A 25,888-nucleotide genomic window follows, 5' to 3' on the forward strand; every position below is an offset into this window, starting at 1 on the left:
ACCGAGGAGAGCACCACCGATGACCGAGCCCCAGTCCCTCGCGGGAGGCCCGTCCCGTCCCGGAGGCCCCCGGGCCGCCGCGAACCACGCCCCCGCCGCCGCGTCGGCCGTCGACCTGACCAAGGTGCACGGGTCGGGCGACGCCCGGGTGGTGGCGCTGGAGCGGGTCTCGGTGTCCTTCCGGGAGGGGGAGTTCGCGGCGATCATGGGCCCGTCCGGCTCCGGCAAGTCCACCCTGCTCCAGTGCCTCGCCGGACTGGAGTCCTGCACCTCGGGCGCCGCCCGGATCGGCGACACGGACCTCACCCGGCTGAGCGACGGCCAGCTGACCAGGCTCCGCCGCGACCACGTGGGCTTCGTCTTCCAGGCCTTCCACTTGATCCCCACCCTGACGGTGTCGGAGAACATCGCCCTGCCGCTGACGCTGGCCGGCCGCACCCCCGACCGGCAGTGGCTGGACACCCTGGTCGAGGCGGCCGGCCTCGGCGCCCGGCTCGGCCACCGCCCGGCCCAGCTCTCCGGCGGCCAGCAGCAGCGCGTCGCCTGCGTCCGGGCGCTGGCCGGCCGGCCCCGGATCGTCTTCGCCGACGAACCGACCGGCAACCTGGACTCCCGCTCCGCCGCCGAGATCCTCGCGCTGCTGCGCCGGTGCGTCCGGGAACTCGGCCAGACCGTCGTGATGGTCACCCACGACCCGGTGGCGGCCTCGTACGCCGACCGCGTCGTCTTCCTCGCCGACGGCCGCATCGTCGACGAACTCCTCGGCCCGACCCCCGACCAGGTGCTCGGGCGGATGCGCACCTTCGACGCCAACCTCGGCATCAGCTACTGGTCCGGACCGGCCTGACCTGCCGCGCGCCGACCGCCGGATGCGCGAGGATGGGGGGCATGCCGAACCGTCTCGCGGACGCGACCTCGCCGTACCTGCTCCAGCACGCCGACAACCCCGTGGACTGGTGGCCCTGGACGCCGGAGGCCTTCGAGGAGGCGCGGCGCCGCGGTGTGCCCGTGTAGTCCTGACCTGGGATGTTTTCAAGGAGTGCTGGCGCGGACACGTGCGCAGGTGTACCGGGTAGGCCCGAGGTTGGCCAGTGCAAACGGCCGAGGATGGTCAGATCATGCTGAGGCCGATCTCGACCGCGAACGGAGCGGTCGTCTTGATCGTGCCCGTGAACACGTCCGCGTCGCAGTAGGAGCAGCTTGCGGGGTCGAGGACGTAGGGGTGGAGGAGCGGAACACCATTGGCACTCTGCTCTATCCGCCAGAAAGAGGCGGTGCTGGTCTGCGCGTACCGATCAGCACCCCGATCTACGTAGTGGTGGACCGGTACGCCGCACAGGTCGCCGTCCATACCCAGCCGACCGGCCCGGGTTACATTGCGCCCCACGCGCACACGTGCGGCTCGGGCAAGCTGCCCATCGAGCTGGCCGGCGGACGTAACTACACCCTCGGCCTAGACGAGCTGCTCCGACCCGAGCCAGATCCTTGCTGGCGGTACGTTGGATCCTGGCCCGCTCCTCCGCGCAGTGGAAGCGTCGTATGTGTGCGTGGAGCGGGGTCAAGTGGGGCTGGGATACCGCTCCGTACGGCGCAGGAACTGCGAGCCCAGTGCGGTCGGGGCGAGCGTCTGCACGAGGGAAGTGAGTACGAGCAGGGGCTGAACAGCGGGACAGCACCAGAACGCGGGTGCGCAGACTTTGGGCAGGACCAGGTACGTGAACGGTCAGCTGTTCGCGGCACTCCTGAATTTTCTGGGCCGACCGGCGCTCCTCTCACTGGACTTCCAGCCACCGGAGGCGATCGCATGCCCGGACTGGGCCGCACCGGGCACGGCCAGGAACGCCCACAACGACCGTGGTCGGGCAGCGTCCGAGATCGCCGCGCCGAACGCGGCCAGGACTGTGACACCGAGAACGGCAATGGCTGCCAACGGTCAGAGCCTTGGTCCTGCCCGGGTCTGGTTCTGGCAGTGCTGGTCGAATAAGGTGCCGTTGTTGTGGCGATTTCCTGCGTCCTCAGCGAGGTGCCGGATCAACCAGTCGACCTGCTCCACGCCGATTCGGATCTCCCGGTAGAGGTCCGCGATCTCGGCGGCCAGGCTGCCTCGGATCTGAACGGGGTGGGTGAGCCAGGCATCCGAGGCTTCGAACATTGCCCAGCGTGCCGCCGGACTCCCCGCCACCTCCCCGCGGCACCGCCACCGTCACCCTCGTCCGGCACGCCGCCGTCCCCCAACTCCTCGGCGGCAACCCCCGCGCGCTGGCCAGTGCCAACCTGGACGCCTTCGGCTGCGGCCCAAATGGACCCGGGTACGCGCGAGCAGGATGTGCCAGACAGGGCTGCCTACTGAGCCAGAGAAAATGGAAGTGCGCTGTCGTGCGCGCCTCGAGCTCGCTGAGCACGCTGTTGAGGGGCGATGCTGGGGAGGCTCTCGAGCCTCGGTACGCCTGAGCTTCGATGGACGCTTGAAGGGGCGAAGCGCTTGACGTCAGGAAGGCGTTCGCTCGGCTTCATGCTGGCGATTTCCCAGGTGGATTGGGTCGCCCACAGGTTCCAGCACTTGATGATCATGCCCATTTGCAGGGCGCTGATGGTACTCCCGCGCCGAGGCCGGTTGGGATTGTTGAACCAGCGACGTAGAACCCAGCGAGGATCCTTCGTTCCGATGTTCGCACCTGAGGCCAGGCCTTCGATGAACTCGATGGATGCATCAGCATCCCCACCTCCGCGCGAGATCAGGTAGGCGCATGCGAGGGACGCTGCAGGTGCAGCATGCAGGCCAGTCCTGAGCGTGTACATCAGTGGGAGGAAATCCGGCAGATCTCGGTATCGTGCGTCATAGAACCTAAGGATCTCGGACGTGGTGTACCGAGTGTTTCGCCAGGAGCTCCACGGAGATTTCGTGCGCTCTTCATCGTACAGGTGAAGCAGTCGAACGGCTGAGCAGATCTCCTTGCGGCCGCGCTCAACTCCTACCAGGCCTAGGGCCAAGGCCATCGGTCGCGCTTTCCCGTTGTCCATGTTTGCGGCTGAATCATGGGGAACATCTCGCGAGACCAGGAAGGAACGCGCAGTGTCGCTAATGACCACTGCCTCAAGTCGGTGCTGACCCTGGAGGCATGCTCCGTGGTCGCATAGTGAGATGACTTCAGGGATGCGGTCATCCCAGCCGCCGGAGGTCATGTCGCGAGCAAGTCGCTTTGCGTGCGCGGGATCGAGGCGTCGTAGGTTGCACCCGTGTGTGCGTGTGAGCCGAAGGATGTCAGCGGCCTCGGTAGGGGTGATCAGCTCCCGCATGGGCATCGGCAATACCGCCTGCTCGGGAACGCGGTTCATGATCACGACTGTTGGGCTCCAACCTGGGGTTCGGGGTTTGCGGGCTGCGCTCGCCCATATCAACAGGAGGGTTGGGCCAAGTCCAAGCCAGTGTCACCCGTCCAAGTGACGTATCACCCCTATGATGGGATGGCTTGCTTGGCGGATCGGAGCATCAGTGCGAGTCCAGGTGTCCATGGCGCAAGCGGCCAGCCGGCTGGCGGGGAAGCAGAGTCCGGCTGGCCGCTTGCCACTGATGCAGCTGGTGTGCTCAGTCGATGAAGCGACGAAGAGTCGCGAACGTCCGGCTGAGAGGGTTGTGCATCCATGAGATTGCCGTCAGGTCTTCGGCGTCGATGTGAAGCGCGACCCTGCGGATGATGGCTGTGGCTACCGAAATTGCCACCCTGGATAGCAGGAGGACTGCGACTCTCCTGCTCGTGTTGCAGCTATTGGCGGAGTTCCGATCTACCTTGTGGACCGGCGGGCCGCAGACGGGTTCTTGGTGGCCGGAGCGTACGGCAGCCGCGGAGAATGAAAATGCTTCACGCGTGCCGCTGGCGCGAATTGCCGATGGCTTTTCGGGGACTGGGCGTCCAAGATGAATCACGACAGGCCTCCTTCTTGTGGGACTGGCTGTCTGGCAGGGGCCCTCCGCTAAAGGGTCCCTGCCGCCCTCATGCCCGCTTCGGTGGACGTGGGGGCGGGATATGAACTACTGCCGTCTAATCTGATGAATTTGAGATCAGATGCGGCAGTTGCTGCCTGTGCGGCTTTTCCCGTGAGATGAGCTGCATCTGAAGCCTTGTAACGCAGATTGATGTTCGGGGTTACTGTGAGGATCTCTCCCGGGTGATTGATGCCCTCTGGTGGCTCCCCGTGGTGTAGTCGCCAGTGCCAGGATCGTTCTGCGCTTGACTCGACCAGCTTTGGATGGGCTCAACGTTGACCTGGGGCCTGCGCCGGCGGTAGTGACCGGTAGGACCCGTCCCGTCCCGCATCCGATGGTGCGGGGTGCCGCGATTCGACGTCACCAGATCCTGTCTGAAGCCGCTCCCTAGCAGTGTTCTACTGGGAGGGCTGCGGTCCCAAGTGCCTGTTCACGGGGGATCTGTGTGGTTGGGGAGCGTAGTCGCTTGTCTTGTTGGTGGTGGTGACGGCGGGGTGGCTTCAAGGCATGCTGCTGAGGGGATGTGAAACCGGGGTGGCGCAGTGGACTGGTGGGCGAGCCGGTGCACCTCGTTCTCTTGACGACGCTCGGCTTGATGGCCGAACGTCAGCGAGGGCTCGGAGGTGAGGCGGAGGACGGCTCGGTTACGTTCCTGGCTGCTGAGACATGCCTTTGTGGGGTGAAGCAAAGTGATGCCGTGCTTCCCCTCGGGCGGGCCCAGGGCTGGCGCCGCCATGATGGGAGTAGCCGCGCATCTTCGGTCTTGGTCTTCGGTAGAGCCACATCGACGCCATTCACTGAGATCCTTGACGTGGTGTAAGGCCGCATGGGGCCCGGATGCGGGAGGATGGGGGGCATGCCGAACCGTCTCGCGGACGCGACCTCGCCGTACCTGCTCCAGCACGCCGACAACCCCGTGGACTGGTGGCCCTGGACGCCGGAGGCCTTCGAGGAGGCGCGGCGCCGCGGTGTGCCCGTTCTGCTGTCGGTCGGTTACGCCGCGTGTCACTGGTGTCATGTCATGGCTCACGAGAGCTTCGAGGACGCCGGGCTCGCCGAGTACCTCAACGAGCGGTTCGTCCCGGTCAAGGTGGACCGGGAGGAGCGGCCGGACGTCGACGCCGTGTACATGGAGGCGGTGCAGGCCGCGACCGGGCAGGGCGGGTGGCCGATGACGGTGTTCCTCACGCCCGACAAGGAGCCGTTCTATTTCGGCACCTACTTCCCGCCGCAGCCCCGGCACGGGATGCCGTCCTTCCGGCAGGTGCTGGAGGGTGTGGAGGCCGCCTGGCGGGACCGGCGGGAGGAGGTCGGCGAGGTCGCCGGGCGGATCCGGGCCGACCTCGCCCAGCGGGCCGCCGTGTACTCGGCCGGTGCCCACAACCCGCCCGGCGAGGCGGATCTGCACCAGGCGCTGGTGGCCCTCAGCCGGGACTTCGACCAGAGCCGCGGCGGCTTCGGCGGCGCGCCGAAGTTCCCGCCGGCCATGGTGCTGGAGTTCCTGCTGCGCCACCACGCCCGGACCGGCTCGGAGGCGGCCTTGGAGATGGCCGTCCGCACCGGTGAGGCGATGGCCCGCGGCGGCATCCACGACCAGCTCGGCGGCGGCTTCGCCCGGTACGCGGTGGACGCCGGCTGGGTGGTGCCGCACTTCGAGAAGATGCTGTACGACAATGCCCTGCTGCTGCGCGCCTACCTGCACCTGTGGCGGGCCACCGGATCGGCCCTGGCCCGCCGGGTCGCGCTCTCCACGGCGGACTTCCTGCTGCGCGAACTCCGCACGCCCGAGGGTGCGTTCGCCTCCGCCCTGGACGCCGACAGCCTGGACGAGGAGACCGGGCAGTCCGCCGAGGGCGCGTACTACGTGTGGGAGCCCGGCCAGCTGGTCGACCTGCTCGGCCCCGCCGACGCGGCCACCGCCGCCCGGCTGTTCACCGTCACCGCGGAGGGCACCTTCGAACACGGCACCTCGGTGCTCCAACTCCTCGCCGACCCCGAGGACTTCGCCGAGTACGAGACGATCCGGGCGCGGCTGGCCGAGGCCCGGGCGGCCCGCCCCGCCCCGGCCCGGGACGACAAGGTGGTCGCCGCCTGGAACGGCCTGGCCGTCGCCGCGCTCGCCGAGACCGGCGCGCTGCTGGACCGCCCCGACCTGGTCGAGGCCGCCGAACGCGCCGCCGACCTGCTGCTGGCCGTCCACCTCACCCCCGACGGCCGGCTGCTGCGCACCTCCCGGGACGGCCGGGCCGGTGCCAACGCCGGCGTGCTGGAGGACTACGCGGACACCGCCGAGGGCTTCCTCGCGCTGTACGCCGTCACCGGCGACGCCTCCTGGCTCCAGCTGGCGGGCGGCCTGCTCGACACCGTGCTCAAGCACTTCACCGACGAGGCCTCCGGCGCGCTCTACGACACCGCCGACGACGCCGAGGAGCTGATCCGCCGCCCGCAGGACCCGACCGACAACGCCACCCCGTCCGGCTGGACGGCCGCCGCCGGCGCCCTGCTCACGTACGCCGCGTACACCGGCTCCGACCGGCACCGCACGGCCGCCGAACGGGCCCTCGGCGTGGTCGGCGCCCTCGCCGGCCGGGCACCGCGGTTCATCGGCTGGGGCCTCGCCGTCGCCGAGGCGCTGCTCGACGGGCCGCGCGAGGTCGCCGTGGTCGGCCCGGACGGCGACCCGGCCACGGCGGCGCTGCGACGGGCCGCGCTGCTCGGGACGGCGCCGGGAGCGGTGGTCGCGGTCGGCGCGCCCGGGGAGCCCGAGGTGCCGCTGCTGGCCGACCGGCCGCTGGTCGGCGGCGCCCCCGCGGCGTACGTCTGCCGGCACTTCGCCTGCGACGCCCCGACCACCGATCCGGCGGAACTGGCCGGGAAGCTGGGCGTGGCGGTCGAGTAGCGGGCGTCCCGGCGGGGGCGGGCAAGCCGTCGACGGTGGGGCGGGCAGGGGTTCGGCGGCGGCCGGATAATCGTTGGCGAGCGGGGTCCGGCCGGGTCCACCATGGGCCATGACCTGGACTTTCAGCACCTCCCTCGACGAGTTCCGCGACCAGGCGGGCGTTTTCCTGGCCGCCCGCCCTGCCGAGAACACCGTCCTGCTCACCATCGCGCACCGGCTGGCCGAGTCCGGCCTGACGGTGTTCGGCGAGCCGCCGGTCTTCGGCTGGTGGCGGGCCGAGCAGGGAGGTCCGGTCGCGGGCGCCTTCCTCCAGACGCCGCCGTTCGCCCCCCGGCTCTCCTTCATGCCGCCGGCCGCGGCCGCCGAACTGGCGACCGGCCTGGCCGCCGCCGGAGCCGGCTTCACCACGGTGGCCGGGGTCGGCGGGGGAGCCGAAGCGGTCCGCGCCTTCGCCGCCGCTTGGACGGCGGCCACCGGCACCGAACAGTCCGTCCGCGTCGACGAACGGCTCTACCGGCTCGGCGAGTTGACCGACCCACCGCGCCCGCCCGCAGGCCGCCACCGGCTGGCCGAACCGGCCGACCGCGAACTGGCGATCCGCTGGTACCAGGAGTTCCTGGCCGAGGTCGAGGTCGAACTCCCCGACGTCCCAAGGGCGGTGGACGAGCGGACCGCGAACGGCTGCCTGCACCTGTGGGAGGACGGCGGCCGCCCGGTCGCCCTGGCCGGCAGCAGCCCGGTGCTCGCCGGCATGTCCCGCATCGGCCCGGTCTACACCCCCGCCGAAAGCCGCGGCCACGGCTACGGCACCGCCGTCACCGCCGCCGTCTCGGCCCACCTCCTCGCCCACGGCGCCACCGAGGTCCTGCTCTACACCGACCTCGCCAACCCGACCAGCAACTCCATCTACCAGCAGATCGGCTATCTGCCGGTGGAGGACTCCCTGATCGTGGACTTCCGGCCCCGGTAACGGAGTTACGCGTCCCTGGTCAGATGCACACCCGCCACCCCGGCCACCTTCGTGCCGAAGGGATCGGTGGCGGCCGCCGTGGTGGCGGGCGCGGGCAGCCGGTCGGCACCGAGGTACGTCTGCGCGCAGGTGAGAAGGTTGCCGCCGGCCGACTTCATGTCGCCGGCGAGCCCGTCCAGCAGCGACTTCCAGGCGGTGCCGCACCCCTGCAGCGCCGCCCCGCTCTGCCACCCCGCCAGCCCCCCGGCCGCCTTGTCGCCCGGCTCCGCGAGCTTCGCCGTCTCCTCCGGAACCTTCCCGGCCACCGCCAGCGCGTTGTTCCCGGCGGCGGTCAACTCGCCTGGTTTGACAGTGAATCCCTTGCCGTCACCCATCGCTCTTCCCCCAATGCCGCTGTGGCAGACGTGGGTTATGGTAGCGGTGAGTATCGGGGGGAGCACTCATGGCTGATCCGGATCAGCGGGCCGGCGCGGGCCGACTCGACTTCGCGAGCCTGAAGAACGCCAGACCGGGGGACCTCCACGCGGCCGGCGACGCGTACGACGCGCTCCACAAGGCATTCGCGCAGCACACCGCCGACTGGAAGCGCGGCACCACCGACCGGGTCCACGGGTCGGGCTGGAGCGGACCGGCAGCCGACGCCGCGATCCCCTCACTGGACGGCACGACCACCCAACTGCACGCCGCCGAAACCGAACTGGCCGCACTCGGCCAGACCCTGCGGGACTACGCCGACCTCTTCGGACTCGCCCAGTCGAAACTCCGGCAGGCCGTCGTCGACGCCGGCGCCAAGGGCCTGACCGTCAGCGACAACGGCACGGTGAGCTGGCCCGCGCCCACCGGCCCGGTGGACGCGAACTGGGAGACCAAGCAGAAGGCGGCGGCCGAGGAGATCGCCAAGCGGATCACCGCCGCCCTCACCGAGGCCGGGACGGCCGACCAGACCCTCGCCGGGCTGCTCAGGGGCTTCACCCAGCACGCCACCAGCAAGTCGGGCCTGACCCTCGCGGTCGCCGAGGCCGACCAGCGGACGGCGAACGAGTCGGGCGCCCCGTACCTGAGGGACATGCCGGCCGCGGGAGCGCCGCCCACCGAGGTCAACAGCTGGTGGAACGGCCTCGACCCGGCGGGCCGGCAGTGGTTCATCGACCACCACCCGGAGAAGGTCGGGAACCTGGACGGGATCCCGGCGGACGTGCGGGACCAGGTCAACCGGAGCTACCTGACAAACCGGCTGCGCGAGCTCCGTGAGAAGAAGGACCGGACGAAGGAAGAGCAGGCGGAGCTTGCGAAGCTCGTGCCCGTCTGGGAGCGCCTCAAGCAGGACGCCGCGGCGAATGACGGTCGACCGCGCACCTATCTGCTCGGCATCGGCACCGAGGGCCAGGGCCGCGCGATCCTCTCCTTCGGGAACCCCGACACCGCTACCGACATCTCCGCCTACGTGCCCGGGATCACCACAACCCCGGACTCGCTCGGCCCGGCGGGGCCGGGCAAGCCCGGTACCAACGAGGCGGAGAACGCGCTGAACGTCTGGCGGGAGGCGAACAAGAAGGTCAAGCCCGGCGGTTCGGTGGCCTCCATCGTCTGGCTCGGTTACGACCCACCGGACATGGACCTCAAGGCAACCACTCCCGAGCGGGCGTTGGCCGGCGCACCCGACTACGCGAGGTTCGTCAGTGGGCTCCGGGCTGCCAACAGCAGTGGTCAGAACCCGCACATCACCTCGATGGGCCACAGCTACGGTTCGCTCCTCGTCGGCCAGGCCACGAAGCTGGCCGCCCACCAAGGGAATTACACGCTGCCGGACGACGTGGTGATCATCGGGAGCCCCGGCGTCGGGGTGAAGCACGCCTCGGACCTCGGGATGCCCGCAGGTCATGTGTGGGCGGGTGCGGCCGGCGACGACCCGGTCACCCAGATCCCCTCGCCGACCGCGGCGGCGGTGCCCTGGCCCTTCGGCGGCTTGGTCGGGGCGGACCCGCACGACCTCTACTACGGGAGGGATCCGGCGAGCGGCTCCTTCGGGGCCAAGCGCTTCACTGTCGACGGCTGGAGCCAGTGGTGGAGCTGGGGGGACTTCGGCATGCACACCAAGTACCTGGCTCCGGAGACCGGTGGTCCTTCGCTGGGCAACGTCGCCGCGATCATCGCGGGCAACCCTGACGACGTTCATCTGACAGGGGGACGATGAAGCCCCGGTGGAAGGTGCTCGGCGCGGTGGTGCTGTCGTTCGTCGTCGCGGTGGTCGGTGGCTGGGCGCTGTTCTCGAACGGTTACGGGCCGTTGGCACTGGCCGGCCGGTCGGACTGGGTGAGGACGGGCCAGGCGAAGGACCGGGTCGACCGCGCGCTGCGCGTGACCATGGACGGGATCACGCCCGCCCTCAGCTATGCGGGGGCCGACTTCGAGGTGCTGAGGAAACCCGATCTCTGGGACGGCGAGCCGAGCATGGGGTCGGATCTGACCGAGATCGTGGTCGTTCGGACCGTGGTCTCGCGGGCGAAGCTTCCGGCCCTGATGGACCAGGTGGCGCAGGCCTGGAAGGGCCTCGGAAACAGGGTGGTCGAACGGTCGAAGCCCGCTGACGAGATCCAGGGCATGGACGGGATGGGGAACGCGGACGGTGAGACGTACCTGACGTTCCTCGCGAAGCCGCAGCAGGACTCGACGTACCGCGTGAAGTTCCTGGTGGGGACTGCCGGGGTGCTGTACCAGCCGGCCCACGAGTACAAGCCCCTCCCCCCGCTGGGCCGTGCGCCGTACGACGCCGACGGCTATGTGATCGACCCCGTCGACGACCCGTACTGGTCGCACTGACCCCCACCCCCCCTCACTCCCAGTCCCACCGGATCCCCAGGAGGCACGGCCGTACCGCCGTCGCCACCAGGTGGACGCAGTGGTGCCCGTCGAGGGTGAGTTCCTCGGTCTCGTACGGGGCGGCGCCCGGTGAGTGCAGTGCGAAGCGGTGGCAGCGGACGGGGAGGGCGGCGGGGTGGAAGGTGACCTGGAGGACGTACTGGCCGGCGCCGGAGTTGAAGCCGCGGACGTATTCGCAGCTGGGGTCGGGGGAGGGGGCGTCGTCGAAGCCGTAGCCGAGCAGGTGGGTGTCGCCGGCGCGTAGGCGGCGGTCGAGGAGGAGTTCGGCGGCGAGCAGGTGGTGGGCCTGGTCGCGGCGGATGCGGCCGGGGCGGCAGTTCTCCTCGGCGCGGACGCCGACGCGGGTGATGTCGCTGCCGGGGTCGCCCTGGTAGAGGGCGAGGTAGCGGTCGATGCCGTCGCGGTGGGCGCGCAGGGCGTGCTGGGAGTCGCGGCGGGCGAGTTGGCGGTCGGGGCCGACGCGGATGCGTTCGATGTGGGTGATGGTGTGCAGTCCGGTGTCGCGCGGGCCGGCGAGGGTGGCGAGCAGGTCGTCGACGGCGACGGCGGGGGAGATGAGGTCGCGGTAGGGGCGGACGGGCGGGCCGGCGGGGGCGGGGCCGGCGGCACGGCGGGGGCCGAGCAGCCGGGTGAGGGAGTGCTCGGGCAGGTCGAGGACCTCTTCCAGGGCGGCGACGGCGCGCAGTGACTCGGTGCGTTCGGGGCGGCGGCGGCCCTGCTGCCAGTAACTGAGGCTGGTGAGGCCGACGGTGACGCCGCGCAGGGCGAGGTGGCGGCGGATGCGGTGGAGGGCGAGGCCCCGGGCGGAGATCGCGGTGCGCAGGGCGAGGTGGAAGGGGCCGGTGCGCAGGGCGGCGGCGAGGTCGGCTGGGTCGCTCTTGTGGATGGCGGCCTCCTGGGGGACGGGCGGACCGGCGTGCGGGCGGCTCGGACGGAGCGGCGTTTGACCGTGAATATTCACATCGGTGCGGTGGTTTGTCACCGGTCCGGGCCTGCTGCGCGGTGGTTCTCCGGGCGCCGTTCACATCCGCGTCGGCCCGTTCACACCTCGGTCCGGGCCCCGCGGAGGGCCGTTGACCTGTCCCTGACGAGGCGCGATGCTCGGGGCGCGATCCGGACCGCGCCCCCACACAGCACCTCGCTCCACTCGTGCAAGGAGGCTTTCCCGCCATGCCAGTTCCACGAATACGGCTGCGCCGCGCGGTCTCGCTGCTCGCCCTCGGCGTGCTGGGCCCGGCGCTCACCGCCGCGGTGGCGGCGCCCGCGATCGCCGCCCCGGCCGGGCAGCAGACCCAGGCCCAGGCCCAGTACCAGGACCGGACCCAGGCCCAGGCCCAGTACCAGGACCGGACCCAGGCCCAGACGCAGGCCCAGGACCGGGCCGCGCACCAGGTCCGCCAGGCCGCCGCGCCCGGCAGCACGGCCGACCTGGCCGGCACCTTCAAGAAGCTCAACATCACCATGCAGCAGCAACAGCAGACCAACTGGTGCTGGGCGGCGAGCGGGAACACCATCGCCACCTGGTTCGGCTACAACTACAGCCAGAACCAGTTCTGCAACGCCGCGTTCGGCCGCTCCGCCAACTCCAGCTGCCCCAACAGCCAGGCCACGCTGGGCGACGTGCAGAACGGGCTGAACTGGGTCGGCATCAACCCGGGCTCGTACGTCAACGGGTACCTGAACTACGGCACCGTGCAGTCCGAGGTGAACGCGGACCGCCCGATCGAGACGCGCATCCAGTGGAGTTCGGGCGGCGGCCACATGCACGTCCTGTACGGCTACGACACGTCGAGCAACTGGGTCTACTGGGGCGATCCGTGGCCCTCCAACTACCGCTACAACTGGGCGGACTACGGGTACTACGTGAACAACAACACGTTCTCGTGGACCCACTCCCTGTACCGGATCGGCGCGTGAGGGCGGCCATGACCGAGACCAAGAGCCGCCGTCGGGCCGCCACCGCGACCGCCACCGCCCTGCTCGCCGCCGGCCTCGCGCTGGCGCTCGCCCCGGCCGCGCACGCGGACTCCCCGTCCGCCCCGGCCCCGGTGCCCGCCGCCGAGCTGGCGCAGGCCCGCGGCGCGGTCCAGGACCCGGCCGTCCTCGACAAGGTCGGCCACTTCTTCGCCCGCAAGGGCGTCCCGCCGACCCGGCAGCTGACCATCGGCGCCGCCGAGGAGGCCCGGGCGGCGGGCGAGGCCGCGCCGCGGCTGGTCGGCGACACCGTGCCGGTGTACGTCCTGGACCCCGGCTTCGTGGCCGGTACCCCCGGCGCACCGGTGGCGACGTCGGAGTTCACCGCCAGCAAGGTGGTCGCGGCGGACGGGCAGAGCGCCTCGGTCTGGACCGTCCGGCAGGGCGACGGCTGGAAGGTGGTGAACATCGCCTCGGGCGGTGACGAGAGCGACTACGCGGCGAAGGCGGCGGGCAGCGGCGGTGGCACCGCCTTCCGCGAGCCGCAGGTCAACGCCTGGTACGTGCTGCGTGACGGCCGGGTGCTGCCGCTGGACGACGAGGCCCGGCGCTCGGTGGGCGCGGGCGGGGTCACGCTGGCCGCGTACCAGCAGCTGGTGCACCAGCGGTACGGGGACAAGCTGCCCGGCTCGGCGTACGACCGGGCGGGCAAGGGCGGCGGCTACGAGGCGGACGCCGCGCCGGAACTCGCGGCCGCGCCGCGGTCCGGGACGGCACCGCAGCCCGGGGAGGGCCCGCAACTCGCGGTCGCACCGCGACCCGCGGGCGGCGGTTCGGCACTGCCGGCCGTGACGGCGGCGGCCGCCCTGGGGGCCACCGCCCTGGTGGGCGCGGGTGCCGTGCTGCGGCGGAGGGGCGTCCGCCGCGGCTGACGGCGGGCGGGGTCGCGAGAGGTTCACCGAGGCGCTCGGCCGGGTTCTCCCGGCCGGGCGCCTTGCCGTGGTCACGTTCCGTGATGTGTCCTGGAAGTGCTGCTTCCGCACAAGGAATTGACGCAACGTTGATCTGTCGTTCGCCGCCTGGGGGCGGTTGGCCATGACTGACGGTAGATACGATGTGGCAATCGGTCAGTGCTGGCCGACGCGTGCCGAGAGCGGAGAAGAGGTGGGGCGGCGGGAGCCGACCACGAGCCCGGCACCGGGAAAGGGGACCGAGGTGGCCGACGCGGACGACAAGCAGATGAGCTCCCAGGTGTGGGGCTCGGCGGTGGTGGTGGGCTCTGCGCTGGCCGTGGTGGCGGCCTATCTGATCAAGGGTGCCCCACTGGTCCTGGCGGTCGCCGGGGTGGAGACCCTGCTGCTGATGGTCTATGTCGCCCGCCGCTGGCGCGCGATGCGCGGCGGGCCGGCCCCGGTGCGGCACCGTCCGCGCCGCGGCATCCCGGACGCCGCGCACTGCGAGCGCTGCCGCCGGGCCCGCGAGGCGCTGGACGCCCGGCAGGCGCGGGGCCGTGCGGTCGGCGCGGTGCGGTGGCCCGAGCCCGAGGCGCTCCCGGCGCCGGCCTGGCCGCCGCGCGAGCCCCACCGGGAGTCGCACGGGGAGCAGCACCACGCGCACGGCGGGCAGCAGCACCACGGGTACGGCGAGCAGCACCACGCGCACGGGCCGCTGCAGGATCCGGGCCCGCAGCCGGAGGCCGGCGCGGCCGACCACGCGGCCTACCCGCGCCGCCCGCAGCTCCGGGCCCCGTACGAGCGGCCCTGGACGGCGGAACGGGCGGCCGTCCGGTCCGTGGACCGTTCGACCGCCCGTCGGGGTGCGCCGGGATCGACCGGCCGTGCCGTACGCCACCAGTGATCACCCGGCCGTGCCGTACGCCACCGGTGGCCGACCGGCCGTGGCGTACGGCACCGGTGTTCACCCGGTGGTGCTGTAGGCCACCAGCGAGACGCCGACGTACTGGACGATGAACGCCCCCAGGGTGAAGGCGTGGAACACCTCGTGGAACCCGAACCAGCGCGGTGAGGGGTTGGGCCGCTTGAGCCCGTACACCACGCCGCCGATGCTGTAGAGCACCCCGCCGACGATCATCAGCACCAGGACGGCGACCCCGCCGGCGCGCAGGAAGTCCGGCAGGAAGAAGGCGGCGGCCCAGCCCAGCGCGAGGTACACCGGTGTGTACAGCCAGCGCGGCGCGCCGACCCAGAACACCCGGAACGCGATCCCGGCCAGCGCGCCGCCCCAGGCCACCCAGAGCAGGACCTGCTGGTCGGCGCCCTTGAGCAGCAGCATGGTGAACGGCGTGTAGGTGCCCGCGATGATCAGGAAGATGTTCGCGTGGTCCAGCCGGCGCAGTACGGCGTCCCCGCGCGGCCCCCAGTTGAAGCGGTGGTACACCGCGCTGACCCCGAACAGCAGCCAGGCGCTGACCGAGTAGATCGCGCAGGCGATCTTGGCGGGGGTGGAGTCGGCCAGGCAGATCAGCACGATCCCGGCGGCCACCGTGGCGGGGAACATTCCGGCGTGCAGCCAGCCGCGCCACTTCGGCTTGCTCTCCGTGAGTGCACTCTCCGCGAGCGCAGCAGCAGTCATGCGCAGCATGCTACCCGTTACCTACGGCTCCGTAGGTTACTCACGCGTAGGAAGTGGCGATCATCACTCTTAGACGTTTTGGAGTATTTGGAGTGTGGCGCCGCGCACTCCGTCGCGGGGTCGGTCGGCATGTTACCGATGAGTAATCATACTGGCTGTAGTAAAGGGTGCGTCAATTTCGACGCTTCGCCGCGTTCCGGCCTTGAGTCCGGAGCTACGCTGCAAGCACCCTCAGACCCCCGCGACGCCATCTCCACGCCGAGATGGCGTGAAACGGAGCGATCGTGTCGTACGAGATCTCTGCTCTCAGCGCATCCGCGCCCACCCGCCACAAGCAGCTGCTCGCTTGGGTGAGCGAGATCGCCGAGCTCACCCAGCCGGACCGCATCGAGTGGTGCGACGGTTCCGACGAGGAGTACCAGCGCCTCGCGGACCTGCTGGTGGCGCAGGGCACCTTCAAGAAGCTCAACGAGGAGAAGCGCCCCAACTCCTACTACGCCGCCTCGGACCCGTCCGACGTGGCGCGCGTGGAGGACCGCACCTTCATCTGCTCCGAGCAGGAGAAGGACGCCGGACCGACCAACCACTGGAAGGCCCCCGCCGAGATGCGGGAGATCTTCCAGGGCGAGCAGGGCCTCTTCCGCGGCGCGATGAAGGGCCGCACGATGTACGTCGTGCCCTTCTCGATGGGCCCGGTCGGTTCCCCGCTGGCCGCGTACGGCGTCGAGATCACCGACTCCGCCTACGTCGCCGTCTCCATGCGCGTGATGACCCGCATGGGTCAGGCCGTGCTGGACCAGCTCGGCGAGGACGGCGACTTCGTCAAGGCCGTGCACACCGTCGGCGCCCCGCTCGCCGAGGGCCAGGCGGACGTGCCGTGGCCGTGCAACAGCACCAAGTTCATCTCGCACTTCCCGGAGACCAAGGAGATCTGGTCCTTCGGCTCGGGCTACGGCGGCAACGCCCTGCTCGGCAAGAAGTGCTACGCGCTGCGCATCGCCTCGACCATGGCCCGCGACGAGGGCTGGCTGGCCGAGCACATGCTCATCCTGAAGCTCACCCCGCCGAGCGGCGAGGTCAAGTACGTCGCGGCGGCCTTCCCCTCGGCCTGCGGCAAGACCAACCTGGCCATGCTCCAGCCGACCGTCCCGGGCTGGAAGGTCGAGACGATCGGCGACGACATCGCCTGGATGCGCTTCGGCGCCGACGGCCGCCTGTACGCCATCAACCCCGAGGCCGGCTTCTTCGGCGTCGCCCCCGGCACCGGCGTGGACACCAACGCCAACGCCATCGAGACGCTCTGGGGCAACACCGTCTTCACCAACGTCGCCCTCACCGACGACGGCGACGTGTGGTGGGAGGGCCTCACCGACGAGCCCCCGGCGCACCTGACCGACTGGCGCGGCAACGACTGGACCCCCGAGTCCGGCACCCCGGCCGCCCACCCGAACGCCCGCTTCGCCGTCCCGGCCGCGCAGTGCCCGACCATCGCCCCGGAGTGGGAGGACCAGGCGGGCGTGCCGATCTCGGCGATCCTGTTCGGCGGCCGCCGCGCCACCGCCGTCCCGCTGGTGACCGAGTCCTTCGACTGGCAGCACGGCGTCTTCCTGGGCGCCAACATCGCCTCCGAGAAGACCGCCGCCGCCGAGGGCACCGTCGGCGAGCTGCGCCGCGACCCGTTCGCGATGCTGCCGTTCTGCGGCTACAACATGGGCGACTACTTCGCCCACTGGCTGAAGGTCGGCGCCCAGGCGGACGCCGCCAAGCTGCCGAAGATCTACTACGTCAACTGGTTCCGCAAGGACGCCGAGGGCAAGTTCGTCTGGCCCGGCTACGGCGAGAACAGCCGCGTGCTCAAGTGGATCGTCGAGCGCCTGGAGGGCACCGGCGAGGGCGTCGAGACCCCGATCGGCGTGCTGCCGACCGTCGAGGGCTTCGACCTCGGCGACCTGGACCTCTCCAAGGAGGACCTCGACCTGCTCTTCACCGTGGACGCCGACATCTGGCGCCAGGAGGCCGCGCTCGTGCCGGCCCACCTGGAGACCTTCGGCGACCACACCCCGAAGGAGCTGTGGGACGAGTACCGGAACCTCGTCGCGCGCCTCGGCTGAGCCTGAGCCTCAGCCGCGGTAGCGGCGGGGCGCGCGGCACGAACCGCGCGCCCCGCCGAGCGGCAGGACGGCCGGAGTTCCGCCGGGCGATTTTCCCCCGACCAAGGAGATCGCCCGGGCCGGAACTCCGGCCGTAGTGTTTTCCCGGGAGCCGTCCCAGGAGCCGTCCCGGGTGTCGTCGGGCCCGGTGGCTACGGCTGGACGTAGCCGCTCAGGAAGTCGCCGATCCGGGTCACCGCGTCGGTGATCTCCTCCGGCCGGGGCAGCGTGACCAGCCGGAAGTGGTCCGGCTCGGGCCAGTTGAAGCCGGTGCCCTGGACCAGCAGGATGCGCTGGGAGCGCAGCAGGTCGAGCACCATCCGGGCGTCGTCCTTGATCTTGTGGACCTTGGGGTCCAGCCGGGGGAAGGCGTACAGCGCGCCCTTGGGCTTGACGCAGCTGACCCCGGGGATGTCGTTGAGCAGCTTGTACGCGGCGTCGCGCGAGGCGTGCAGCCGGCCGCCGGGCAGCACCAGGTCGCGGATCGACTGCCGCCCGCCGAGCGCGGCCGCCACCGCGTGCTGGGCGGGCATGTTGGCGCAGAGCCGCATCGAGGCGAGCACGGTCAGGCCCTCGATGTAGCTGCGGGCCCGGTGCCGGTCGCCGGACAGCACCATCCAGCCGGAGCGGAAGCCCGCGACCCGGTACGCCTTGGACAGCCCGTTGAAGGTGACGCAGAAGAGGTCCGGGGCCAGGGTGGCCAGCGGGACGTGCTCGGCGTCGTCGTAGAGGATCTTGTCGTAGATCTCGTCCGCGTAGACCACCAGGTCGTGCCGGCGGGCGATCTCGGCGATGCCCTCCAGCACCTCGCGCGGGTAGACCGCGCCGGTCGGGTTGTTCGGGTTGATCACCACGATGGCCCTGGTGCGGTCGGTGACCTTGGCCTCGATGTCGGCGAGGTCCGGGTACCACTCGGACTGCTCGTCGCAGCGGTAGTGCACGGCGGTGCCGCCGGCCAGCGAGACCGAGGCGGTCCACAGCGGGTAGTCCGGGGCCGGGACGAGCACCTCGTCGCCGTCGTCCAGCAGCGCGGTCATGGCCAGCTGGATCAGTTCGGAGACGCCGTTGCCGAGGAAGACGTCGTCGACGGAGAGGCCGTGCAGCCCGCGGTCCTCGTAGTGCATGACCACCGCGCGGCGGGCGGAGAGCAGGCCCTTGGAGTCGCCGTAGCCGTGCGCGGTGGCGAGGTTGCGCAGGATGTCCTGGAGGATCTCCGGGGGCGCCTCGAAACCGAAGGTGGCCGGGTTGCCGGTGTTGAGCTTGAGGATGCGGTGGCCCTGTTCCTCCAGCCGCATCGCCTCGTCGAGTACCGGTCCGCGGATGTCGTAGCAGACATTGGCGAGCTTGCTGGACTGGATGACCTGCATGTCCGCCTACTTTAGGGGTACGGAGGGGCCGTGCGGCGGGTCTCCGCGGGGGTGCTTCGGAGGGTCGGAACGGCCCCCTTGGATCGGCAGGCGAGGGCGGCGGGCGGCCTTGTGAACCGGCAGTCGAATGTCCGGAATGCTCCTGTATGCGAGGAGCGCCGCCGCGCCGTTCCGTGGAACGAGACGGACGGCACACGCCCGGCGCGGGAGGATGTGGCCGGTCGTGTCGGTCGTGTCGGTCGAGGAGGGGGTGCGCCGGTGGTCCCGGTCGTGGTCGCGGCGGTGCTGGTCGGTCTCCTGGCGGCTCCGCCGCTGCGCGGGCGGATCGCCCGCTTCGCGGTGCCGGAGGGCGAGCCCTGGTGCGAGGCCTGCCCGTCCTGCGGGCGCGCGGTGCGGCTGCTGCCGCCGACCGGGCGCTGCCCGGGCTGCCGGGAGCGGCTGGGCGCCGGCCCCTGGACGGTGGAGGCGGTCGCGGCGGCGGTCGCCGTCGCGGTGGCGTACGCGGCGGACCGCCTGGTGGTGGTGACCCTGGCCCTGGGCTGGGCGGCGGCGCTCGGCGTGGCGCTCGGCTTCGTCGACGCGCGGGTGCGCCGGCTGCCGTACGGGCTGACCGTGCCGCTGCTCGGCGGGGTGGCGGCGCTGCTGCTGGTCGCGGCGCAGGCCGAGCGGGACCCGGGTGCGCTGCTGCGCTGCCTGCTGGTCGCGCTGGCGGTCGGGGGCGTCCTCGAACTGGCCGTCTGGCTGGGCGCGTTGGGCCCCGGGGACTCCCCGCTCGGGCTCGCCCTGGGCGGGCTGCTCGGCTGGTTCGGCTGGTCGGTGGCGCTCGGCGGGCTGTTCGCCGCGATGGTGCTCGCCGGGCTGTGGGGCACCCTGCGGGCCGCCGCCGCGCTGGCCCGCCGCCGCCCGGTGCGCGGGCTCGACCTCCCGGTCGGCCCGTTCCTGCTGCTCGGCGCGCTCACCGCGGTCCTGGCGCGGTGAGCGGAGCCGTACCAGGCGACGACCGGGAGCCGCCCCGGCCTCCGGTCCACCCCGCTCCCGGCCCCGCTCCCGGCCCCCGGAGGACCCCGCCACCGCCCCTTCCGGACCCCGCCCCTAATAGAGGGGACAGGGGAAACGGAAGGGCCCGCCGTACCGGTCGGTACGACGGGCCCCGCCGCCGACGCGCAGGCCCCACCCTCAAGGAGCGGCGCGCCGGGGGAGTTGGGCTCTAGGGGGTCACGGCCTCCCGGCCGTCACGGCATCTTGTGGACGAACGGGCCGACCGTGTTGGAGAACGCGTTGCCGTTGTTGGCGTCCCAGTTGGTCGACCAGGTCATCGCGCCGCGGATGGTCGGCCACTTGGCCGGCGGCACGAAGCTGCCGCAGTTGTTACCGGTGGCCAGGCAGTCCAGCGCGTTGTTCACCACGGTCGGCGAGACGTAGCCGCCGCCCGCCGCCCGGCTGGAGGCCGGGACGCCGATGCCCACCTGGTCCGGCCGCAGGCCGCCCTGGATCTGGGTGCAGACCTGCGCGGTGATGAAGTCGATGGTGCCCTGGTTGTAGACCTTGCCGTCGCAGCCGTTCATGCCGCCCGAGTTGTAGAACTGGGTGTTGACGACGGTGAGGATGTCCTTGGTCTTCAGCGCCAGCTGGAAGTAGGCGCCGGAGGTGTTGTACATCCCGATGGTCTCGGGGGCCATGGTCAGGACGAAGCCGGGGCCGACCTTGGCCTGCAGGGCGTGCAGCGCGTCGCCGAGCGGGCCGGCCTGGACGCCGTTCTCCAGGTCGACGTCGATGCCGTCGAAGCCGTAGTCCTTGATGATCGCGTAGGCGCTGTTGGTGAAGTTGGCGCCGGCGGTGGCGTCCCCGACGGTGATCGCGCCGTTCTGGCCGCCGATGGAGAGGATGACCTTCTTGCCGGCCGCCTGCTTGGCCTTGACGTCGGCGCGGAACTGGGCGTCGGTGTAGCCGCCGAGGGCCTTGGACAGGCCCGGGTCCAGGGTGAAGCTGATCGCGCCGGTCCTGGTCGGCACGGCGTCGGCGAAGGACACCGCGATGATGTCGTACGCGCTCTGGACGTCGCTCAGCCGCTGCGCGGTCGAGCCGTTGTCGAAGTTCTGCCAGTAGCCGGTGACCGCGTGGGCGGGCAGGCCGGTGACCGGCGGGGTGGTGCTGGTCGGCGTGGCGGTGGGGGTCGCCGTCGGGGTCTGGGTGGGCGTCCCGGTGGGGGTCGGGGTCGCCGTCTGGGTGGGCGTCGCGGTGGCCGTGGGGGAGGCGGTGGCCGTCGGCGTCGGGGTCGGCGTGGGGGTCGCGGTCGGCGACGGGGTGCCGGTGCCGCCGGGGCCGACCAGTGCGACGTCGTCGGCGAGGTAGGCGCTCTGGCCGTACCAGCCGTGCAGGTAGACGGTGACGCTGGTGGCGTTCGCCCCGGTGGTGAAGGTGGTGGACAGCTGGTTCCAGCTGTTCTGGTTCGACCACACGGACGGGTCGGTGCCGCCGGTGCCGCGCGCGCCGAGGTAGACGTACGGGCCCTGGACCCACGCGCTCAGCGTGTAGCTGGTGTTGGGCAGCACGCTGATGGTCTGGGCGCACTCGGCGGTGTCGCCGGCGCCCGGGGTGGCCTGGAGCGCGCCGGTGCCGGAGTGGACCGGGGAGGACACCGTGGTCGCGGCGCCGGTGCAGGTCCAGCCGCCGAGCCCGCCGTCGAAGCCGCCGTTGGCGACCAGGTTGCCGACCGCCGCGCTGGCACCGCCGGCGAAGAGGGCGAGGCCGCCGCCGGCCAGGGCGAGGGCGGTGGCGCCGGCCGCGACGGCCGGGAGGGGGCTGCGCCGGCGCTTGTGCGAAGGCTGGTTCAGCGTACGGGCCATGGGGTGACGCTCCTGGGGGAGGAGCGGCCGCCGCGGTGGGGGGCGCGGCGGCCGCGTGTGGGGGAGGGGAGGTCCGAAGTGAGCCTGCGGGGCGGAGCAGGAGGATCGTTCCGTCCCGGATCAAAAGCTGGACTAGACCATTGCTGGTCGTCAAGCATCGGAAGAACGGCTTACGGTTCCGTTAAGGATTCGGAGACCGTTCCGTGTCCGCGCCCGGGAGGCCCTGCGGCGGCCCCGCGGAGACCCCGCCACCCGTCCGGAGGACCCCCGACACGCCCGTCGGGACAGACTTCGTACAGGACCGTGACCAGACCGCTACCTGCGGCTTTACTGTGCACCTGCGCGCCGGAGTAGGCTGCGCCGGGGGCGGAGACGCACCAGTTGCAACGAGCACGGAGGGGCCGGGAAACATGGGTCTGCGCGATGTCGCCGAACGGACGCCGGGGCTGCGCACCCTGCTCGGCGGGATGTACGGGCTCTACGGGCGACGGGTCGAGGTCCACCTCGCGAGCACCCCGCGCCACATCGGCGTGATCCTGGACGGCAACCGCCGCTGGGCCAAGGCGGCGGGCGGCTCCACCGCGTACGGCCACCAGCGCGGCGCCGACAAGATCAGCGAGTTCCTCGGCTGGTGCGACGAGACCCACGTCAAGGTCGTCACCCTCTGGATGCTCTCCACCGACAACCTGGACCGCCCGGCCGACGAGCTCGTCCCGCTGCTCGGCATCATCGAGGACGCCGTCACCGGCCTGGCCGCCGCCCGCCGCTGGCGGGTCAACCCGGTCGGCGCGCTGGACCTGCTGCCCCAGCACACCGCCGACGTGCTCAAGCGGGCCGCCGACCAGACCGCCGACATCGACGGGATAACGGTCAACGTCGCGGTCGGCTACGGCGGTCGGCACGAGATCGCCGACGCCGTCCGCTCGCTGCTCCAGGAGCAGGCCGGACGCGGCACCTCGATCGAGGAACTGGCCGAGGTCCTGACCGTCGAGCACATCGCCGAGCACCTGTACACCCGCAACCAGCCCGACCCGGACCTGATCATCCGCACCTCGGGCGAGCAGCGGCTGTCCGGCTTCCTGCTCTGGCAGAGCGCGCACAGCGAGTTCTACTTCTGCGAGGCGTACTGGCCGGCCTTCCGCAAGGTCGACTTCCTGCGCGCGCTGCGCGCCTACGAGCAGCGCCACCGGCGGCTGGGGCTGTAGTCCCGGATCGGCCGGTTCCGGCCCGGCGTCCCCGGGCCGGTGCCCCGCGTTCCCGGGGCCGGTGCCCCGCGCCCTCGGGGGCGGTGACCCCGTGTCCGGGGGGCCGTCGTCCCAGGTCCGGCCGTCCGGAGGAAATGACCGCCGTAGGCCTGGCCTACCCGGCGCCCGGGCGAGGCCAAACGTTCACCGGCAATGATCCGTCAGTTCGCCGGGGGCGCGAATGCACCGTTCCCCGCCTGGGAATACTCCAGTCAGTCCGGTCCCGAGGCCACCGGGGCAGCGGGGGCCGGCTTGCCGCGGATGACGCAGGGTCATCCGCTCTGGAGGCCTAGTGGTCAGTTCCAAGAGCCGCCGGACACCAGACCGGCGCACGTACGTTCTCGACACCAGCGTGCTCCTGGCGGACCCGCTCGCCATGACCCGCTTCGAGGAGCACGAGGTCGTCCTCCCGGTGGTGGTCGTCACCGAGCTGGAGGCCAAGCGGCACCACCCGGAGCTGGGCTACTTCGCCCGCCAGGCGCTGCGGCTGCTCGACGACTACCGCATCCGGCACGGCCGGCTCGACGAGCCGATCCCGGTCGGCGAGCTCGGCGGCACCATCCGGGTCGAGCTCAACCACTCCGACGTGTCGATACTGCCGGTCGGCTACCGGGCCGGCGGCGGTGAGGCGGACACCCGGATCCTCGCGGTCGCCCGCAACCTCCAGGCCGAGGGCTACGACGTCACCGTCGTGTCCAAGGACCTGCCGCTGCGGATCAAGGCCAGTTCGGTGGGCCTGCTCGCCGAGGAGTACCGGGCCGAGCTGGCGATCACCTCGGGCTGGACGGGCATGACCGAGCTGCACGTCCCGGCCGATCAGGTGGACGCGCTCTTCTCGGTCGGCCACGACGCGGGGGTGGACGTCGACGGGGCCGCCGAGCTGCCGGTCCACACCGGTCTGGTGCTGACCTCGGAGCGCGGCCGCGCGCTCGGCCGGGTTACCGGCGACGGCCGGGTGCGGCTGGTGCGCGGGGAGCGCGAGGCGTTCGGGCTGCGCGGGCGCAGCGCCGAGCAGCGGGTGGCGCTGGACCTGCTGCTCGACCCGGAGATCGGGATCGTCTCGATGGGCGGCCGGGCCGGCACCGGGAAGTCGGCGCTGGCGCTGTGCGCGGGGCTGGAAGCGGTGCTGGAGCGGAGGCAGCACCGCAAGGTGATGGTCTTCCGGCCGCTGTACGCGGTCGGCGGGCAGGAGCTGGGCTACCTGCCCGGTTCCGAGGCGGAGAAGATGGGCCCCTGGGCGCAGGCGGTCTTCGACACCCTCTCCGCCGTCACCACCCCGGACGTGATCGAGGAGGTCATCTCCCGCGGGATGCTGGAGGTGCTGCCGCTGACCCACATCCGGGGGCGCTCGCTGCACGACGCCTTCGTGATCGTGGACGAGGCGCAGTCGCTGGAGCGGAACGTCCTGCTGACGGTGCTGTCCCGGATCGGCCAGGGCTCGCGGGTGGTGCTCACCCACGACGTGGCGCAGCGGGACAACCTCCGGGTGGGCCGCTACGACGGCGTGGTGGCGGTGGTGGAGAAGCTGAAGGGTCATCCGCTCTTCGCCCACATCACGCTCACCCGCTCGGAGCGTTCGCCGATCGCGGCGCTGGTCACGGAGATGCTGGAGGACATCCACCCGTGATCCGCCCTCCGAGGGCATAGTCGGACAATACGGTCAACTCATGGCCGGGGGCCCGCTCCTGAGGGAGCGGGCCCCGTCCGTTTCATCACATCGAGTGCTTTCCGTCCGGGGAACTGCCGTGCGGTGAATGTGACATGCGCCACGCGGGCGGGAATTGCGTCGACCGTACCCGGTGCGGCATGGTGAGGGTTCTGTCAGGCCCCGCGTACGGCGCGGCAGGGCTTCCGGCCACCGGAGGTCAGGCCCCGGAAGGTCCACCAACTCCGGTCGGTGGACGCACAATTGAAGAACGTTGAGCCGTACGCCGCCCGATTCCAACGCCTGGTCGACTCACCTCGGCCGGACGCCGGGCCAGCACCTCCCGTGACCAGTGCACCGTGCGGAGGTCAGTGTCAAGGGGCATGTTGCGCCCGTACGGTCACGCGTGGGCGATGCTGGAAGGAATCCATGTGACTCGGATCTCGGTCCGGGGAGTCGCTGTGGCCTCCGCCACCGCCGTCACCGCTGTCGGTGCCGTCGTGGGCATGGCCTCGGGCAGCGAGGGCAAGACGACGCAGACGGTCGACGTCGCGGGCGCGACCCTGCTTGCCGAAGTCCCCTCTGGCGCCCAGGCGCAGACCATCAGTGACAACATCGGCCAGCAGGCATCCGCCCAGCAGGCCTCCGCCGACGCTGCCGCCAAGGCCGCCGCGGAGCAGAAGGCCGCCGAGGAGGCCGCGCGCCAGCAGGCCGCCGCGGACGCCCAGGCGAAGGCTGACGCCCAGGCCAAGGCCGACGCGGAGAAGGCCGCCAAGGCCGCGGACGACAAGCGCAAGGCCGACGAGGCCGCCGCGAACCGTTCCAAGTCCCGCTCCGCGATGAGCGCGGTGGAGGACAGCGCGCCGCCCGTCTCGGTCAGCCCCGGCTCGGTCCAGGACCTGGCCCGGCAGATCGTCGGCAACGACGCGCAGTTCCAGTGCTTCAGTCAGATCGTGAAGCGCGAGAGCGGCTGGGACTACACCGCGACCAACAAGAGTTCCGGTGCCTACGGTCTGGTCCAGGCGCTGCCCGGCACCAAGATGGCCTCGGCCGGTGCCGACTGGCGCACCAACCCGGCCACCCAGATCAAGTGGGGCGTCGGCTACATGAACTCCCGCTACGGCAGCCCCTGCGGTGCGTGGTCGTTCTGGCAGGCGCACAACTGGTACTAGGAAACGGCTGCCGCTCCGGCGGCGCGGTTCCACCCGGCCCCCGGCCGTTCGCCCTCCTCGGGCGAGCGACCGGGGGCCGTGGCGTTCTCCGGCCAGGACGTTCTCCGGTTCGGCTGTTCTTCGGTTCGCGGCGAGGGGGCGGACCGCGCCGCCCGGGCGGCGCTGACCAGTGCGCCCTCGGGCGGTGCGGCCCCGGTTGCGGACGCGGGGCGCGGGGAGGGGTC

The 25,888-nt window shown here is 71.5% G+C and carries 20 protein-coding genes and 1 pseudogene; 14 read left to right on the plus strand and 7 right to left on the minus strand.

The window, feature by feature from the left end; all coding sequences use genetic code 11:
• The first annotated feature begins 19 nt into the window (after nt 1-19).
• The gene (locus AMK13_RS04880) at nt 20-847 is read left to right on the plus strand and encodes an ABC transporter ATP-binding protein (RefSeq protein ID WP_079271858.1); all 828 of its coding nucleotides are present in this window, start codon (nt 20-22) and stop codon (nt 845-847) included.
• A gap of 41 nt (nt 848-888) precedes the next feature.
• A pseudogene (locus AMK13_RS04885) lies at nt 889-1,011 on the plus strand (DUF255 domain-containing protein); the annotation flags it as partial.
• A 100-nt stretch (nt 1,012-1,111) separates the two neighbouring features.
• Here AMK13_RS04885 and AMK13_RS04890 read toward each other — a convergent pair.
• Both AMK13_RS04890 and AMK13_RS04895 read right to left on the minus strand, forming a co-directional pair.
• Complete coding sequence (locus tag AMK13_RS04890) at nt 1,112-1,351, minus strand: hypothetical protein (RefSeq protein WP_198959316.1); 240 nt, start codon at nt 1,349-1,351, stop codon at nt 1,112-1,114.
• Between the two features lie 582 nt (nt 1,352-1,933).
• Nucleotides 1,934-2,152 (minus strand): hypothetical protein, encoded by a 219-nt coding sequence (locus AMK13_RS04895; RefSeq protein WP_074001314.1) that lies wholly within the window; start codon nt 2,150-2,152, stop codon nt 1,934-1,936.
• A 2,689-nt stretch (nt 2,153-4,841) separates the two neighbouring features.
• Between AMK13_RS04895 and AMK13_RS04905 the strand changes: the two genes are divergently transcribed.
• Together AMK13_RS04905 and AMK13_RS04910 are read left to right on the plus strand one after the other, a co-directional pair.
• The gene (locus AMK13_RS04905) at nt 4,842-6,884 is read left to right on the plus strand and encodes a thioredoxin domain-containing protein (RefSeq protein ID WP_074001315.1); all 2,043 of its coding nucleotides are present in this window, start codon (nt 4,842-4,844) and stop codon (nt 6,882-6,884) included.
• Between the two features lie 109 nt (nt 6,885-6,993).
• The gene (locus tag AMK13_RS04910) at nt 6,994-7,854 is read left to right on the plus strand and encodes a GNAT family N-acetyltransferase (RefSeq protein ID WP_074001316.1); all 861 of its coding nucleotides are present in this window, start codon (nt 6,994-6,996) and stop codon (nt 7,852-7,854) included.
• A gap of 5 nt (nt 7,855-7,859) precedes the next feature.
• On the opposite strand, the gene AMK13_RS04915 is transcribed toward AMK13_RS04910, so the two are convergent.
• The gene (locus AMK13_RS04915) at nt 7,860-8,228 is read right to left on the minus strand and encodes a hypothetical protein (RefSeq protein WP_158077670.1); all 369 of its coding nucleotides are present in this window, start codon (nt 8,226-8,228) and stop codon (nt 7,860-7,862) included.
• Between the two features lie 68 nt (nt 8,229-8,296).
• Here AMK13_RS04915 and AMK13_RS04920 point away from each other — a divergent pair, with 68 nt between their 5' ends.
• Together AMK13_RS04920 and AMK13_RS04925 are read left to right on the plus strand one after the other, a co-directional pair.
• Nucleotides 8,297-10,048: an alpha/beta hydrolase gene (locus tag AMK13_RS04920; protein ID WP_074001318.1), complete on the plus strand. Its 1,752-nt coding sequence runs from the start codon at nt 8,297-8,299 to the stop codon at nt 10,046-10,048.
• Nucleotides 10,045-10,674 carry a hypothetical protein gene (locus AMK13_RS04925; RefSeq protein WP_074001319.1) on the plus strand — a complete coding sequence of 210 codons (630 nt, stop codon included), beginning with the start codon at nt 10,045-10,047 and terminating at the stop codon, nt 10,672-10,674. The genes AMK13_RS04920 and AMK13_RS04925 overlap by 4 nt, the downstream gene beginning before the upstream one ends.
• 13 nt (nt 10,675-10,687) lie before the next feature.
• Here the strand turns inward: AMK13_RS04925 and AMK13_RS04930 are convergent, their stop codons facing one another.
• Nucleotides 10,688-11,620: a hypothetical protein gene (locus AMK13_RS04930; RefSeq protein WP_049658495.1), complete on the minus strand. Its 933-nt coding sequence runs from the start codon at nt 11,618-11,620 to the stop codon at nt 10,688-10,690.
• 284 nt (nt 11,621-11,904) lie between these two features.
• Between AMK13_RS04930 and AMK13_RS04935 the strand changes: the two genes are divergently transcribed.
• From AMK13_RS04935 to AMK13_RS04945, 3 genes are all read left to right on the plus strand, one after another.
• On the plus strand, nt 11,905-12,651 hold the full coding sequence (locus AMK13_RS04935; RefSeq protein WP_079271860.1) for a papain-like cysteine protease family protein: 747 nt from the start codon (nt 11,905-11,907) through the stop codon (nt 12,649-12,651).
• Between the two features lie 8 nt (nt 12,652-12,659).
• Nucleotides 12,660-13,580 (plus strand): hypothetical protein, encoded by a 921-nt coding sequence (locus AMK13_RS04940; RefSeq protein ID WP_074001320.1) that lies wholly within the window; start codon nt 12,660-12,662, stop codon nt 13,578-13,580.
• 283 nt (nt 13,581-13,863) lie between these two features.
• Nucleotides 13,864-14,505 (plus strand): hypothetical protein, encoded by a 642-nt coding sequence (locus tag AMK13_RS04945; RefSeq protein WP_074001321.1) that lies wholly within the window; start codon nt 13,864-13,866, stop codon nt 14,503-14,505.
• A gap of 60 nt (nt 14,506-14,565) precedes the next feature.
• Here the strand turns inward: AMK13_RS04945 and trhA are convergent, their stop codons facing one another.
• Entirely contained in the window at nt 14,566-15,240 is a 675-nt protein-coding gene (trhA, locus tag AMK13_RS04950; RefSeq protein WP_049659028.1) for a PAQR family membrane homeostasis protein TrhA, read from the minus strand.
• A 284-nt stretch (nt 15,241-15,524) separates the two neighbouring features.
• Between trhA and AMK13_RS04955 the strand changes: the two genes are divergently transcribed.
• Complete coding sequence (locus AMK13_RS04955) at nt 15,525-17,351, plus strand: phosphoenolpyruvate carboxykinase (GTP) (RefSeq protein WP_049659026.1); 1,827 nt, start codon at nt 15,525-15,527, stop codon at nt 17,349-17,351.
• A gap of 191 nt (nt 17,352-17,542) precedes the next feature.
• Here AMK13_RS04955 and AMK13_RS04960 read toward each other — a convergent pair whose 3' ends face one another.
• Entirely contained in the window at nt 17,543-18,757 is a 1,215-nt protein-coding gene (locus tag AMK13_RS04960) for a pyridoxal phosphate-dependent aminotransferase (protein ID WP_074001322.1), read from the minus strand.
• A gap of 258 nt (nt 18,758-19,015) precedes the next feature.
• Between AMK13_RS04960 and AMK13_RS04965 the strand changes: the two genes are divergently transcribed.
• A complete protein-coding gene (locus AMK13_RS04965) occupies nt 19,016-19,735 on the plus strand; it encodes a hypothetical protein (RefSeq protein ID WP_079271861.1) in 720 nt (239 codons plus the stop codon).
• Nucleotides 19,736-19,989: 254 nt separating this feature from the next.
• On the opposite strand, the gene AMK13_RS04970 is transcribed toward AMK13_RS04965, so the two are convergent.
• Nucleotides 19,990-21,603, minus strand: coding sequence for a chitinase (locus tag AMK13_RS04970; RefSeq protein WP_074001323.1), 1,614 nt, complete (start codon nt 21,601-21,603; stop codon nt 19,990-19,992).
• Nucleotides 21,604-22,013: 410 nt separating this feature from the next.
• Here AMK13_RS04970 and AMK13_RS04975 point away from each other — a divergent pair, with 410 nt between their 5' ends.
• From AMK13_RS04975 to AMK13_RS04985, 3 genes are all read left to right on the plus strand, one after another.
• Nucleotides 22,014-22,808, plus strand: coding sequence for an isoprenyl transferase (locus AMK13_RS04975; RefSeq protein WP_181970663.1), 795 nt, complete (start codon nt 22,014-22,016; stop codon nt 22,806-22,808).
• 331 nt (nt 22,809-23,139) lie between these two features.
• On the plus strand, nt 23,140-24,474 hold the full coding sequence (locus AMK13_RS04980) for a PhoH family protein (RefSeq protein WP_049657856.1): 1,335 nt from the start codon (nt 23,140-23,142) through the stop codon (nt 24,472-24,474).
• Nucleotides 24,475-24,905: 431 nt separating this feature from the next.
• Nucleotides 24,906-25,664 carry a transglycosylase SLT domain-containing protein gene (locus AMK13_RS04985; protein WP_181970664.1) on the plus strand — a complete coding sequence of 253 codons (759 nt, stop codon included), beginning with the start codon at nt 24,906-24,908 and terminating at the stop codon, nt 25,662-25,664.
• Nucleotides 25,665-25,888 lie beyond the last annotated feature (224 nt).

It is taken from the genome of Streptomyces sp. CB02056 (genome assembly GCF_001905545.1).
Taxonomy (GTDB): domain Bacteria; phylum Actinomycetota; class Actinomycetes; order Streptomycetales; family Streptomycetaceae; genus Kitasatospora.